8 protein-coding genes are annotated in these 14,066 nt (G+C 74.1%); 1 reads left to right on the top strand and 7 read right to left on the bottom strand.

All coding sequences use genetic code 11. The features are described from left to right. Nucleotide 1: 1 nt before the first annotated feature. Nucleotides 2-445: a roadblock/LC7 domain-containing protein gene (locus OG521_33305; GenBank protein ID WUW25376.1), complete on the bottom strand. Its 444-nt coding sequence runs from the start codon at nucleotides 443-445 to the stop codon at nucleotides 2-4. Next, nucleotides 442-3,318, bottom strand: a complete 2,877-nt coding sequence (locus tag OG521_33300; protein WUW25375.1) for a nitrate- and nitrite sensing domain-containing protein — start codon at nucleotides 3,316-3,318, stop codon at nucleotides 442-444. Before OG521_33300 ends, OG521_33305 begins: the two co-directional genes overlap by 4 nt. 502 nt (nucleotides 3,319-3,820) lie before the next feature. Between OG521_33300 and OG521_33295 the strand changes: the two genes are divergently transcribed. Continuing rightward, nucleotides 3,821-4,216 carry a hypothetical protein gene (locus tag OG521_33295; GenBank protein WUW26887.1) on the top strand — a complete coding sequence of 132 codons (396 nt, stop codon included), beginning with the start codon at nucleotides 3,821-3,823 and terminating at the stop codon, nucleotides 4,214-4,216. Between the two features lie 66 nt (nucleotides 4,217-4,282). Here OG521_33295 and OG521_33290 read toward each other — a convergent pair whose 3' ends face one another. The 5 genes from OG521_33290 to OG521_33270 form a co-directional block, all read right to left on the bottom strand. Then, nucleotides 4,283-9,079, bottom strand: coding sequence for a hypothetical protein (locus OG521_33290; GenBank protein WUW25374.1), 4,797 nt, complete (start codon nucleotides 9,077-9,079; stop codon nucleotides 4,283-4,285). 90 nt (nucleotides 9,080-9,169) lie between these two features. After that, nucleotides 9,170-10,108 carry a hypothetical protein gene (locus tag OG521_33285; protein WUW25373.1) on the bottom strand — a complete coding sequence of 313 codons (939 nt, stop codon included), beginning with the start codon at nucleotides 10,106-10,108 and terminating at the stop codon, nucleotides 9,170-9,172. A gap of 118 nt (nucleotides 10,109-10,226) precedes the next feature. After that, a complete protein-coding gene (locus tag OG521_33280) occupies nucleotides 10,227-11,753 on the bottom strand; it encodes a hypothetical protein (protein WUW25372.1) in 1,527 nt (508 codons plus the stop codon). Between the two features lie 115 nt (nucleotides 11,754-11,868). Further along, on the bottom strand, nucleotides 11,869-13,290 hold the full coding sequence (locus tag OG521_33275) for a HEAT repeat domain-containing protein (protein WUW25371.1): 1,422 nt from the start codon (nucleotides 13,288-13,290) through the stop codon (nucleotides 11,869-11,871). Nucleotides 13,291-13,508: 218 nt separating this feature from the next. Beyond that, nucleotides 13,509-13,901 carry an ankyrin repeat domain-containing protein gene (locus tag OG521_33270; protein WUW25370.1) on the bottom strand — a complete coding sequence of 131 codons (393 nt, stop codon included), beginning with the start codon at nucleotides 13,899-13,901 and terminating at the stop codon, nucleotides 13,509-13,511. Nucleotides 13,902-14,066: the final 165 nt, after the last annotated feature.

The raw sequence follows: 14,066 nt of genomic DNA, 5'->3' as shown, positions 1-14,066 counted from the left end.
CTCACCCTCCGGAGGGCAGACCGGTCGTCCGGGGAGCGTTGGCCAGGTGGGCACCCACGCGCTTGACCATCAGCGTCATCTCGTACGCCACCTGCCCCACGTCCGAGTCCGAGTCGGCCAGTACGGCGAGACAGCTGCCGTCGCCGGCCGCGGTGACGAAGAGGAACGCCTCGTCGAGCTCGACGACCGTCTGCCGGACCCTGCCCGCGTCGAAGTGGCGGCCGACGCCCTTGGCGAGGCTGTGGAACCCGGAGGCGACGGCGGCCAGGTGCTCACCGTCCTCCCGGGTCAGGTCCTTGGACGCGCCGGTGGGGAGACCGTCGCTGGAGAGCACCAGCGCCTTGCGGATGCTGGCGACGCGTTCGACGAGTTCGTCCAGGAGCCAGTTGAGTTCACCCGACCCCTGTCGTGCGGAGTTGAGTGCTGAGGCGTGCGGTGCGGTCATGGACCGTCCCCTCCCGAAGTGGTTCCTTGAGCTGTGTCGCCGGGGCCGGTCACGTCCTCGGCGTTCTGCAGGCGTCCACGCTGCCAGCCGCGCTGGAGCGAGGCCATGCGGCTGCGTACCTCGTCCGCGTCCCGCTCGATGTCCTCGGCGCTCTCCACCGGATCCGGCCCGGCGGTGTGCGCCGAGCCCTCGCGGAGCTGCGGGGCGAGGCTGGCCTGCCGGATGCGGCGGGGCAGTCCGCCCACGGTGTCGGGCGCGGCCTGCCCCGACGGCACCGACGACGCGGACGGCACGGCTGATGTGGAGGACCGGGGCGCCGGTACCGACGGCGTGGCGGGCCCGGCGGGTGTCCGGAAGCCGCTGGGCTGCCGGGGCTCGGTGGGGCGGCGCCGGTCCACGGACGGGACGGGGCCGGTGGCGGGGCGGGCGGGCTCCTGCTCGGCGTTCGACGGGTGGGCGCGGCCGCTCTCGTCGACCCGGCGGCCCCGGTCGGTGACGAGGGTCGGCGGGGTGCGGCGGGGCAGCGGGCGTACCCCGTCCGGCCGCAGGGCCCGCACACCGTCCGGTCCCGCCGTGTGGTCGGCGGCCTGCTGGTGCTGCTCGTGGTCGCCTTCGCGGCGGAGCTCGCGGGCGCGGAAGATGCCGCCTCGTTCGCTCTCGGTGTCGTCCAGGTCGGAGACGCCGTCGAGTGCGGGGTCCAGGCCCCGGCCCGCGACGGCTTCGAGGACCGGATCACGGTCGAAGTCCAGCGGTGCGACCGGTCCTTCGAGCTCCACCGGACCGTCCAGCAGGGCCGGGTCCGCGAGCCCGCTGGGGACCGGTGAGAGGCTGCCGGGCCGCTCCGGCGGGCGGGCGGCGGTGAGCCGGCGGTCGGAGGAGTCCTCGCCCCGGCCGTCCTTCGGGGCGCTGCCCGGCCTGCTGCTGGCGATGGCCTTCTCGGACCTGCGGTCGAGGCGGAATCCGCTCCCGTGCGAGTCCGGGGCGTCCGTGAGCAACGGTGCCGGGATGAAGACGACGGCGGTGGTGCCGCCGTACGGGGAGGTCTGGAGCGACACCCGGACGTTCTGCCGTTGCGCCAGCCGGCTGACGACGAAGAGGCCGAGCCGGTCGGTGTCCGAGAGTTCGAACTCGGGGGTCTCGGCGAGCCGGAGGTTGGCGTCCAGGAGCACCTCGGGGGGCATGCCGAGGCCGCGGTCGTGGATTTCGAGGGTGAAGCCGTTGGCGACCTGCTCGCCGTGCACCTGGACCGCGGTGTGCGGGGGCGAGAACACCGTGGCGTTCTCCAGGAGTTCGGCGATGAGGTGGGTGAGGTCGGCCACGGCGGGGCCGCCCACGCCGATCCGCGGGAGCCTGCGGACCTCGATGCGTTCGTAGTCCTCCACCTCGGCGACCGCCGCGCGCACCACGTCCATGAGCTGGATGGGCTTGCGCCACTGCCGGGACGGGGCGGCTCCGGAGAGGATCACGAGGCCCTCGGCGTGGCGCCGCATCCGGGTGGTGAGGTGGTCGAGGCGGAACAGGTCCGCGAGTTCGTCGGTGTTCTCGGTGCGGCGCTCCATGGTGTCCAGGAGCGTCAGCTGGCGGTGCAGGAGGACCTGGTTGCGTCGGGCGAGGTTGACGAACACCTCGGAGACGCCGCGGCGCATGTCCGCCTGCTTGACGGCCGCCTCGACCGCGGCGCGCTGCAGGGTGTTCAGTGCCTGGCCGACCTGGCCGATCTCGTCGCGTTCGTAACTCAGGTGCGGGGACTCGGTCTCGACGTCGACCTGTTCGCCGGCGGCGAGCCGGCGCATCACGCTCGGCAGCCGGACCCCGGAGACCTCGTGGGCGTCCTTGCGCAGCCGGGAGAGGTCACGGACGAGTTCGCGGCCGATGCGCACGGAGACGAAGACGGAGACGAGCAGGGCCAGGAAGCCGAGGACGCCGGCGACCCCGGCCTTGATCAGGACGCCGTAGCCGGCGGGCCGGCCGCGGTCCTGGAAGCGGTTGTTCATCTCCGTCGAGTCGTTGGCCAGCCGGTCCAGGACCGGTGGGGCGACCTGCTGCCAGCGGGCGGCGTCCAGCGCGCGGGAGTCGCGGGTGGCGCCCTGGGCGATGAGCTTGTCCTCGGCGGTGCGCAGCGGTTCGCTGTCGGGGCCGGTCCAGTACTGCTCGACGCGGCGGCGCTCGGACTCGGGGAGGACCTGGAGGTTGATCTCGTACAGCAGCTCGCGCTTGGCCACGAGGTCGGAGACCTGCCGGAGCTCGGGGGCGGTGAACCGCCCCGCCAGGAGTCCCGAGGCGACCAGCGCGTCTTCCCTGGAGAGCATCTCGCGGGCCCGTGAGACACCGGTCAGCGCCCGGACCTGCTTGTCCATCGAGACGTTCTCCATCGTGTGGAGACCGGTCAGGAAGAGGTAGCAGGGGTCGATGAGGCGGTTGTAGTAGTCCATCGCCTTCGCCCGGCCGATGGTGCGCCGGTCGACGGAGTCCCGGAGGGCGTCGAGTTCCTCGACGGCGCCGAGGATCGAGCCGAGCTGCGATTCCGCGTCGGTGCTCAGGGCGTCGCGGATGTCGTCCTGCTGGGCGCTCGTGTTGACGCGTTCCACGACGCGGTCGGTGACCACGCGCTGCCTGCGCAGGACCGGCAGGGCGTCGGACGCGCGCGGGTCGGCGAGGAAGACCAGGGTCTGGCGGCGCTCGTTCTGGACCGCCCTGACCGTGTCCTCCAGGGGGTGGCCGACCTTCTCCACGACGGTGCTCGCGCTCAGGAGCTGCCCGGCCTCACGTCCCGTGAGATAGGTGGCGAAGCCCCAGAGTGCGGTGAGGGAGACGAGCGGCACCAGAAGCAACGCCACGATCTTCCTGCGGATGGACTTTCCGCGAAAGCGCATGGCCTCCCCCAGCTCGGCCCCGCGGTGCGGGAATCGTGTTCCGTCAACAAACGGCGCGAGCCTACTACCGACACACAGACAACTCGAAGGCATGTCCGGACGATTTTCGGCCGCCTTACTGGGAGTTGACCATGACTTGTCCCGGTATTCCGGGAGATGAAATTCGCGAAAGCGACAGAAGAGGCCCGCCAGAGCGGCATATTCCTCCCCGCAGCGGTTGGCTGGAACTCTTCGTTCCGTGCCATTCCGAGGGAATCTTCACGGACCGGCACTCGTCTGTCTGTACGGGGGCAGGAGAGCTGCAGAGGTGCACTTGAGCAGGACGGGACAGTCCGTCCGCGTAGAAAGGGTGCATGCGGGGCAGCAACCCTGAAGTCGGACAGCGGTGGGGAGTTGAAAGTCGTTGGACACGCAAGCGCGTCATGGCGCGGCGCAGGCGTCGCAGGCCCGGGCTGCGGAAGAGGCCGGCGCCGCGGACCCGGGAAAGCAGGGCCCGCCGGTCATTCCCCGGCAGCAGCTCTGGTTCGAGGAACCGGCGCTGCGCCGGCGGATGCCGGATCCGGTACGCAGGGCCGCCGTGCGGGCCGTACTCATCATGTCGCTGACACTCATCCAGGCGATGGTCGCCTTCCTCGCCTCGTTGGCGGGGTCCTGGCTGGCCTTCCCGATGGTGCTCAGCAGTGTGGCCAGCACGGTGGTCGCGACCTGGTCGGTGCTGGACGTGTGGGTCACCCGCCAGGTGTGGAACCAGCGCAACGGCGTGGTGTCGGTCCCGAGCAGCTCGGCCCGGCAGCTGCGCCGTGAGCGGCGCAGGGCGAGGCGGGCCGCGCGGACCGCCGAGCGGGACGGCACACGGATACGCCGGCAGGACCCGGGGCACCGGCTCTCCCGGGCCTGACCGCGTCCCGCCCACCGCCCCGCTCGCGCCGGGCGTGGGTCCCGCCCGGCCGCCGGGAGTCCGCGGCTACGGGGCCGTGCCGGGTTCCGCCGCGGTGCGGGGCTCGCCCTCGCTGCGGGCCGCGGGCACGTCCGGCTTCGGCGCGGTCCGCTTGAACATGCGGGTCGCGGTGATCTCCCCGTGGACCGTCTCGGTGCCGGGATCCTGCTGGGGCAGCCCGGGGCGCAGGTGCTCCTCGACGCTGATGTACTTCAGTCCGGCCCGCAGGTCCGCGTCGTTGCGCAACCTGATCACCAGCGGGAATTCGGCGAGTGCCGTCGTGTCGAAGAGGCCGGTGGTGTAGAGCAGCTGGACGCCCAGCGCATCCGACACCGCGCGCTGGAGCTCCAGCAGATACGTGGCGTTGGCGCGGCCGATCGGGTTGTCGAGGAACAGCGTGCCCGCGTGGCGGTGCTGGTGCCGGTCCTGGCCCCGGTCGTTGCTCCGCAGGGCGGCCATCGTGCAGTACAGCGCGATGGCCGCGGTGAGCAGCTGACCGCCGGAGAAGACGTCGCCCATCTGTCCCACCGGCACCCGCTCGGCGCGGAGCACGGCGTCCGGCTTGAGGATCTCCACGGCGATGCCGCGGGGCTCCAACGCCGCCTGTACGCCGCGCAGCAGCAGGGACATGCCGTCGCGGCGGAGGTCGGAGTTCTTCTTCAGGGCCGCCTTGGTGGCCTCGTCGATGACCTCGCCGAGGCGTTCGGTGAGGGTGGCCTGGTCGGGTTCCTCGAAGCGGATCCGGAGGAATTCCTGTCCGGACCACTCCCCCAGGCCCTCGGGGAGCCGGGAGAGGCGCTGGGCGGAGCGGAGTGTGGTGAGCGCGGAGTCCACCAGCCCGCGCAGCCGGTCGACGATGGAGTCGCGGTTGCGCTCCAGCTGGGCCAGTTCGTCGGTGAGGACCCGCAGCCGGGGGGCGAAGGCGGTCGCCCACTTCTCCGCGTGCTCGGGCAGCGCGGCGGCCGGGAGTTCGCGGATCTGCTGGCGGGCGGGGGTGCGGACCTGTTCGTAGCGGGTGGAGTTGGCGTGCCGGACGAGGATGTCGCTCGCCTCCCGCACGGCCGCTTCGGCGGTGGACAGGTCGGCGGCGCAGCCACGCAGTGAGCGGCGGGCCTCGGCCGCGGACTGCCGGGCCTCCTCCAGGCTGCCCGGGTACGGCTCGGGGGTCTCGGGCTCGTCCTCCGTGCCGTGGTCCCTCAGCAGGTCCCGGAGGAGCGCGGCGGTCTCGTCGAAGCCGCCTGCCGAGTCCTCGGCCGTGCGGTGGGCGTGGAGCAGTTCGGCGTGGGCGGCCCGGGCGGTGTCCAGGGCGGCGGTGGCGGCGGCGAGCTCGGCCGTCGCGGTGCGCAGCAGCGTCTGGGCCTGTTCGGCGTCGGCCGGGACCTGGCCGTCGGGGAGTTCGGTGTGCAGGCTCTCGCCGTCGTCGGGCGCCAGCCGCTCGGCCTCGCCGCGCAGGCGGCCCAGCTGCTCACTGGCGGCCGAGGCGCGCGTCTCCAGGAGCTGGACGAGGGATTCGGCGCGGGCGGCAGCGGCCTGCCGGGACGGGCCGTCGGCCCCGTCCGTGCCTTCCAGGAGGAGGGCGGCCCGGGTGCGGACCTTGTTGGTGAGCCGGTCGAGTTCGGCCAGTGCGGCACTCTCGTCGCTCTCCGCGCGGGCCTGTTCGGCGCGCAGGTCGGCGCCGACGCCGACCTTCTCGTAGAGCTGGGACGCCGCCCGGTAGGCCTCGCGCAGGGCGGGCAGGGCGTGCCGCGGAGCGTCCGCATCGGGCTCCGGGAGGTGCTCGGGCGCGCCCGCGATATCGGCCCGTTCGGCCCGCAGGGCGCGGGCGGTGCGGCGGGCGTCGTCGGCGGCGCGCTGGGCGGCCCTGCGGTCCTCGTCGGCGGCGCGGGCGCGCTCCAGGCAGACGGTGGCGCGGGCCTCGGACTCGGCCGCCTCGTCGACCAGTTCGCGCAGCTTCGCCTGCCAGCCGGCCCGTTCGCGCAGCCGGAAGGCGAGTCCGGCGAGTGCGTCGGCTGCGCGGCGGGCGCGCTGGGCGGCCTCCTGGCGCTCGTCGCGGACCCGGGCGGTGTCGGCGGCGGCCTCGTCGGCCTCGGCACGCACCGTACGGGCCTCGGCGAGGACGGCCTCCGCGGTCTCGGCAGCCGCGCGGGCGGTGCCGGCCGCTTCGGCGAGTTCGGTGAGCATGCCGGGCGGGCAGTCGGCGCGCCAGGAGCCGATACGGGCGGCGAGCGCGCGGTCCGCGGTGAGACGGGCGGCCAGGGTGCGGATGTCCTCGTCGCGGGCCGCGGTCCGGCTGCGGAGCGCGTGCCGCTCCTCGTCTGCGGCGTGCTCGTCGTGCATCGCCGGGTTCGGCGGGACGAGGAACACCCCGTCGGTGTCGGCGGATCCGGTGCCGGGGTCCGGGACGGGGGCGAGCAGGGCTGCGGCGGTGCCCACGGCCACGGCGGAGCGCGGCAGCAGGGCGGCGGCACCGAGGACGTCACGGGCGCGGGTGTGCGCGTCCGGGTCGGTGATGACGACGCCGTCGACGAGCTCGGGGCGGGCCGCGAGTACGGCCGCGTGGTCGGCGGGGTCGACGGCCTGGGCGAGGTAGCGCCAGCCGGGCAGCGCCGGGATGCCGTGTTCGCCGAGGTATTCGACGGTGGCGAGGACGTCGGGGCCGGGCGGCAGCAGTCCGCCGTCGCCGAGGGCGCCCAGGATGCGGGAGTCGTCGGCTGCCGCGGTGCGCAGTTCGAAGAGGCGCCGTTCGGCGGTGGCCACGCCCTGGTCGAGCAGGTCCCGCAGTTCGTCGGCGTTGCGGTCGAACTCGTCGGCGGAGAGGGCCTGTTCGGTGGTCGCGGTCGCGTCGGTGTGGGTGGCGGCGGGCGATCCGGGCCCGTCAGCCGCGGAGGTGGCGGACGTGCCCCGGTCGCTCCGCTGCTGGTCCTCGGCGCCGTCCGGAGCGCCGGGTGCGCCCCGGCGGGGCCGGGGAACTCCGCCCGCCGTGGGCAGGCCGAGCAGATCGGCGAGACGGTGGTCGGCCGCGATCGACTCGGCGGCCCTGAGCTCGGCCTCGTAGGCCTGTTCCGAGGCCCGGGCGCCGTCGGCGGCGCGGGCGGCGGCGAGTTCGGCCCGGCTCTCGGCGGCGGCGGCCTGCCTGGACCGGTCAGCGGCGGCTCCGGCGGCCTCACGGGCGGTGTCCCAGGCGGCCACCGCGGACTTCTCGGCATCGTTCGCGGCGAGCGCGGCGCGGGCCGGGTCCGCGTTGGGCGCGGTGTCGTCCAGCCAGCCCGCCCGGACGGCTTCGGCGGTCTCCTGCTCCACCTCCGCGAGGCGCTGGCGCAGATGGCCGGCCTCGCTGCGGGCGCGCTGGGCCTCGGTGGCGGCGGTGGTGGCGTCGCGGTGGGCGGCCTCGCCCGCGCTCTGGAGGGTGTCGGAGCGCTCCTCCTCCTCGTTGGCCACGCTCTCGCCCGCTTCGGCGGCGGTGTGCAGGGCCCGTACGAGATCGGCGGCGGCGGTCGCGCGGGCGGCGAGGGCCGGGGCGGCGTCCCGCTCGGCCTCGCGGATCGCGACGGCGACGCGGGCGGAGCGGTCGGCCGCGGCCCGGTGGCGGAGCACGGCCTCGGCGGCCTGCCAGGCGGAGTGCAGGGTGCGGGCGTCGCCCAGTTCGCGGCGCTGGGCGGCGGCGCTCTTCTCGGCCGCGGTCAGGGCCAGTGAGGCGTGCCGGTAGGCGAGTTCGGCGGCGATGAGGGCGCTGCGGCCGCGGGTCTCCTCGGCACCGGTGACGGTGTGGGCGGCGCCGGTGACCTGCTGGGCGAGCTCCGCGGTGCGGCCGCGCTCCAGTCCGGCGCGGGCGGAGAGCCGGCGGGCCAGGTTGCGGGTGCGGCGTTCGGCGCCGGCGTGGATGTCCCGGGTGCGGGAGCGCGTTCCGGCGGCCTCGACGATGCGGCCGAGCAGGTCGACGGAGCCCGCGGTGAAGTCGCGTTCGGCGGTGAGCTCGGCGCGGCGGCCCAGCTTGTTGCCGAAGCCGCTGACGAGGTCGGCGAGGCCGTCGGTGTCACGGGTGTCGGTGACGGCGCGCAGCAGCAGATCGGTGAAGTCGGAGTCCTTCTTGACGGCGAAGAGTCCGGCGGCCTCGCCCTCGTCGGCGTTCATCTCGCGCTGGTAGCGGAAGAGTTCGGGGTCCAGGCCCAGGTCTCCGAGGTGCTCGTTCCAGCGGTCGTGGATCTCCTCCCAGTGCACGTCGAGGTGCTGGTAGAACTTGCCCGCCTCGGTGAGCGCGTCGCGGAAACCCTTCATGGTGCGGCGCCGGCCGCGGGCGCCGGAGACGCCTTCGGCGGGACGGCCGACCGAGGTGGCCTCGGCGACGGGCAGCGAGTCGAGGCTGAGCCCGGGCCCGGGGCGGAAGGAGTACCAGGCCTCGGCGAACTTCCTCGGGTCGTTGGAGACCTGGCGTCCCCGCCACTCGCTGACCTTGCCGACGACGACGCATTCGCCGGTCAGGGTGTGCTGCCACTCCAGCGCGACGTGCCCGCAGTCCTCGGCGAGCAGGAACTTGCGCAGGACGCCGGAGCTCGCGCCGCCCAGGGTGTTGCGGTGGCCGGGCAGCATCACCGAGAAGATCAGCTTCAGCAGGACGGACTTGCCGCCGCCGTTCTCCAGGAAGAGCACCCCGGCGGGGGCGGGGCGGCGCGGCGGGCCGACCGGCTCGTCCTCGAAGAACTCCGCCTGTGCCGGTGCGGGGTGGGGCACGGGCTCGCCGACTCCGCGCAGGTCAAGCACGGTGTCGGCGTAGCGCGCACCGGCAGGCCCGATGGAGTAGAGGCGGACCCGGGACAGCTCGTACATGGCGGCGGACTCTCGTCGTTCGGACAGCGGGAAGGCGATGTCGGTGGCGGGGCCGGCAGTGCCGGGCCCCGGGCGGCGGGGGGGGGCCGGTCAGCTGTGGAAGGGCAGACCGGCGTCGGCCGCCAGCTCCAGGTCGTCGGGGTCCGGTGGCGGCAGCAGCGTCGCCGATCCGTCGGTGACCGGCACCACGCCCAGCTCCAGCAGTTCGGCCATGGCGGCGCTGCCGGCCATGTCGCGGACCTGGAGCTGGTAGCGGGCGGTGGTGCGGAAGGCGCCTCCGGCGTCGTCCCCGGTGCGCTGGAGGAAGCCGGAGTCGGTGAGGAAGGCCACGGCCTTGCCGACGATGCCGGTGGTGGAACCGGCCAGCCGGCGGGCGTCCTTCGTCGCGCCGGTGGCGCTGCGCCGGGCGTAGATCCGCCAGCTCGCCTCCAGTCCGGGGGCGTCACTGGCCGGGTCGGTGTTGTCGCCGTGCTCCTCCGCGCGCTCCTCCAGCCGGTGGCAGGCCTGGCGGACGAAGGCGTCGACGCCGTTGACCGTGATCCGGCCGATGTACGCGTCGTCGGCGAGGTCCTCGGGGCGCGGGAAGGCCATCGCGGCGACGGCCAGATGGGCCAGGCCGTGCAGGAAGCGGTCGGCGGAGTCCGAGGAGGCCCGGCGGGCGTAGTCACCCATGCGGACGGCGAAGACCGAGTCCTCGCCCGCCGTCACGGCCATGCCCGCCCGGGTGGACACCTCCAGCACGACGAGGCCGAGACCGGTGGCGACGGCGTCGGCGAGCCGGGCGAAGGCGGACTCCTCCCGGTAGCGGCGCAGCAGTTCGGCGTATTCGGCGTCGCGGGCCGGCAGGAGCTTGGGCTGGAGCCCGAAGGCGACGAGCCGGGCGGCGTCGGCGGCGTCGGCCGGGGTGACGACCGCCGAAGCCGGCTGTGCCGCCGGCCGGTCGGCGGGGTGCGCGGCCGCCCGGTCGGCCGGGTGTGCGGCGGTCGGGTCGCTCCACGCTTCGGCGTGCTCTGCGCGGTGGTCGCTCACGACGTTCGCTCCTTGTTGCGGAAAGTCTTCGGTACGGGATGAACGACGGCCGGGGTGGCGGCGGCCGCCGGCACGGGCCCGGCTCCCGCGCAGGCGCCCGGGGCCGGTCCGGGGCGCCTCATGTCGCCTCCGAGCGGTCGGCCGCCATCCCCACCGCGTCCAGCAGTGCCGTCCCCACGATCAGGTCGGCGCCGCCGAACTCGGTGTCGTCGAGCACCGTGCCGTCGTCGACGGAGAACAGGAGGCGTCGCTCGCCCTGCCGGTAGGCGGTGCCGACCGGGGGGCTCGCGGCGTGCACCGCGAGCAGGGCGACCAGGTAGGGCAGCTCCGTGTCGCGCCGCCGGGCCTCGGCCAGGAGTCCCGACAGGCGGCGTGGGGCGTCGTGCTCCAGGTCGAGCAGCTCCATGGCGGAGGCGAGCTGCTCCTCGCTGAACCGGCTGTCGTCCGGGGTGGCGATCAGGTCGGGTTCGGGCATCTCGGCGCCCAGGTGTTCGCGTTCCAGGGGCGGGGTGAGCAGCATGTCGACGAGGTCTCCCACCCGGACCGAGGTGGGGGTGCGCAGGCCGGTGCCCCGGGCGAAGAACGCGTCGGTGGCCCGGATCGCCTGCTCGACGGGGAGCGGCAGCAGCGGGGCCAGGAGCTGCCCGTACAGATCGAGCCCGGTGCGGGCGGCCGGCGCGGCGAAGGACTGCCGGTCCTGCTCGGCGCGGAACAGCGGTCCGGCCTCCAGCAGCCGGGACTGGAGCTGGGTGTGGCGGCGGATGCAGTCCTTGACGATGTCGACGAGCTCGGCGGCCCGGCGCTTGTGCTCGGGTTCCTCCGCCTCGTCGCGGGCCTTGCGGATGTTGGTGAGGATCGCGTTCTCGTGGCGGTAGCGGTCGGCCACGTGGTCGAGGGCCTCGGCGATCATGTCGGGCACGGCGTTGAGCCAGTCGACCGCTCGGACGTTGCGCCGGGTCGCGTCGAGGGTCTTGCGGAGGGTCTCCGCGTACTGCACGGTCCGGTAGCGGGCCTGTTCCGCGGCGAGCTGGGCGTCGGCGAGGCGGCCGCGGCTGATCAGGACCTCCAGCTTCACCTCGGCGGCGATCTGGGCGCTGGTGACGTCCGTGTCGAGCGCGCCGACCAGGACGTTGACCGCTTCGTCGGTGGCGCGCAGATAGACGCTGCCGCCGTATCCCGGGACTTCCTCGATGAGCTTGAAGTCGTAGTCCCGGCGGACGTAGACGCCGTCGGGCCCGAAGGTGCCGTACACCGCGCGGAAGCCGCGGTCCACACTGCCGACGTTGATCAGGTTCTCCAGCACCCAGCGGGCGACCCGTTCGTGCTCCGCGACGGGGCGGCGGGGGGCCTGCGCGGCGACGCGCGGGAGCAGTCTGGCCACTATCTGGTCGTGGTCGGCGCCGGTGTCGAAGTCCATGTTCAGGGTGACGAGGTCGATCGCCGCGAGGGCGACCTCGGACATCGCGTACACCGTGTACTCACCGGCGAGGTTCGCCTTGCGCACGTCGAGGTCGTGCAGCGGCGCGGTGCAGGCGAGAGCGCGCAGCCGCCGCGAGAGCCCCTCGTCGGCGGCCGGGCCGGGTGCGGGCCGCGGCCCCGCGCCGAGCCGGTGCGCGGCGTTGTCCGTGTAGGCAGGCGAAGTCACGCTGGACAGATTAGGTCCTCGGACTGACAACGGTCGAAACGGCGCAGATGCGGCCGCTTGCCCCGGAGTCGGTCATGCCCCGGCCCGGGGTGCGGCGGCAGGGTGGCCGGCGCTGTCAGAGCGCCGGTGCGTCCGGCCCGATCCTGCTGCGTACCGCCGACTGCACCTCGGCCTCCTCGGCCGGATCGGCGGCCAGCCTGCGCAGCCGTTCGGCCACCCTGATGTCGCCGGTCTCCGCATGGCGTGCGGCGACCTCCCGGGTCGTCTCCTCGCAGTCCCACAGGCATTCGACGGCGAAGCCGGTGGCGAAGGAGGGGTCGGTGGCGGCGAGGGCCCTGGCGGCCCTGCCCCGCAGATGGGAGGAGGACGTCTCGCGGTAGACGTGGCGCAGTACGGGGGCGGCGCAGGCGATGCCGAGCCGTCCGGTGCCGTCGACGAGGGTCCACAGCCGGAGTGCGTCCGGTCCCTCGCCGCGTACCGCGTCGCGCAGGGCGCCGAGGACCAGGGACGCGTCCTGGGCGCTGCCGCGGCCGGCCAGTACGCCTGCCGCCGAGGCGCCGAGCGCGTCGGGCCGCCGGGCCCAGCGGCGGGCCCGTTCCACGGCGTCCTCACCGCACATCCGCTCGAAGGCGGCGACTGCCGCTTCGGCGACGGCGTGCGAGGCGCCGGCCGCCGCAGCCTCGATCAGGTCGAGCACGGCCGGGTCCCGGACCTCGGCCGCGAGGTAGTGCAGCGCGGCGCAGCGGGCGCCGTCCGGACCGCTGCGGGCGGCCTCGACGATCACGGGCCGGTCCTCGGGTCCGGCCACCGCCGAGAGGCAGCGCGCGGCCGGCACGTGCAGGACGCTGCCGCGGTCGAGCCCTTCCTGGGCCCAGTCGAAGACGGCCTGGACGCTCCAGCCGGGGCGGGGGCCGCCCGGTCGCATCTGGCGTTGCCAGCGGTCGAACGAACCCTGCTCCGATGCTGCGCGCACCCGGGCACCGACCGATTCACGCGGGTCGTCGGCCCAGAGCCGCCAGGGCCGGGGCTCGAAGGCGTCGCGGACGGTGGCGGCCAGCTCGGCGCGGCCCTCGGCGTCGTCCGGGAAGCGGGCGAGCACGGGTACGGCGAGTGACCGGAGTCCGGCGTCGTCGTCGCGCAGCGCCAGCTCGTCCAGGGCCCACGCCCAGTTGGAGCCGGTCGCGGCGTAGCGCCGCAGCAGGTCCAAGGCGTCGTCGCGGCCGTAGGAGGCGAGGTGGCCGAGGACCGCCAGGGCCAGGCCGGTCCGTGAGTCCTCCGTGTCGAGGTGGTCGTCGGCGTCGAACAGGTGCCGCTCGATCTCCTCGATACCGCCGTCGAGATCGAGATACAGACGTGCGTAGTAGAGGGAGCGGTTCTCCACCTGCCAGTCGTGACGCGGATCGCTCAGGACGCAGTGATGGAGAGCCGCCAGGGCCTCGGGGCGTGGTGCGGCGAGTGCGTGGAGCGTGCCGTCGCCGCGGCCCCTCTGCAGCAGGCCGAGCAGCGTGCCGCTCGGCGCTATGAACGGATCGAACATGGGGAAAGCCTCACATCAAGCTGTCGACGCAACCGGGACTGTGCAGTTCCATGTGCCGGGTGGGCACTAGACCGCGCAGCAACATGATCGGCCGACCGCCGTCTTCTGCCTGGTGCAGACCATCTTCCCTGCCTCTCGTCGGTGGCCCGAATCGGGCCCGCGACGTCATGATGACCCAGCCATTTCGCCACCGCGACCACATTTACGGCGAAGCCCGGTCAGCGGGTGCCGAAGAGTTCCAGCAGGTCGGCCTTGCCGAACATGCGCGCCGTGTCCACCGCGGAGGGTGTTCCGGACGCCGGATCGGCCCCCGCGTCGAGCAGCGCCCTGATCACCGCGTCCTCGCCCTTGAAGACGGCTCCGGCGAGCGGCGTCTGGCCGCGGTCGTTGGCACGGTCCGCGTCGGCGCCACGGGAGGTCAGGGCCGTGACGGCGGCCGCGTGCCCGTGGTAGGCCGCGAGCATCAGGAGCGAGTCGCCGCGGTCGTTGGTGAGGTTCACCGGGACTCCGGCGTCGACGTAGGCGGCGAGCGCGTCGCTGTCGCCCTGCCGTGCCAGGTCGAAGACCTTGGCCGCCAGTTCGATCACCTCGGGATCGGGGGTTTCGCTCATCGGAGGACCGCCTTCCATTAACGGTTCGGGCCGGCTCCGGCCCGCCGGGGCGTGTGCCGCGTGGGCCGCACGAGTGAATCGACAGGGTACTGCCAGGAGGTTCACATACCCCGGCCCGCCCTTGGCAAATGATCACGTCGTGTGACGGCGGAGAGATGTCCGTCA

The sequence above is a fragment of the Streptomyces sp. NBC_01463 genome (assembly GCA_036227345.1).
Taxonomy (GTDB): domain Bacteria; phylum Actinomycetota; class Actinomycetes; order Streptomycetales; family Streptomycetaceae; genus Streptomyces.
This window is presented reverse-complemented; position numbering and strand designations above follow the sequence as displayed.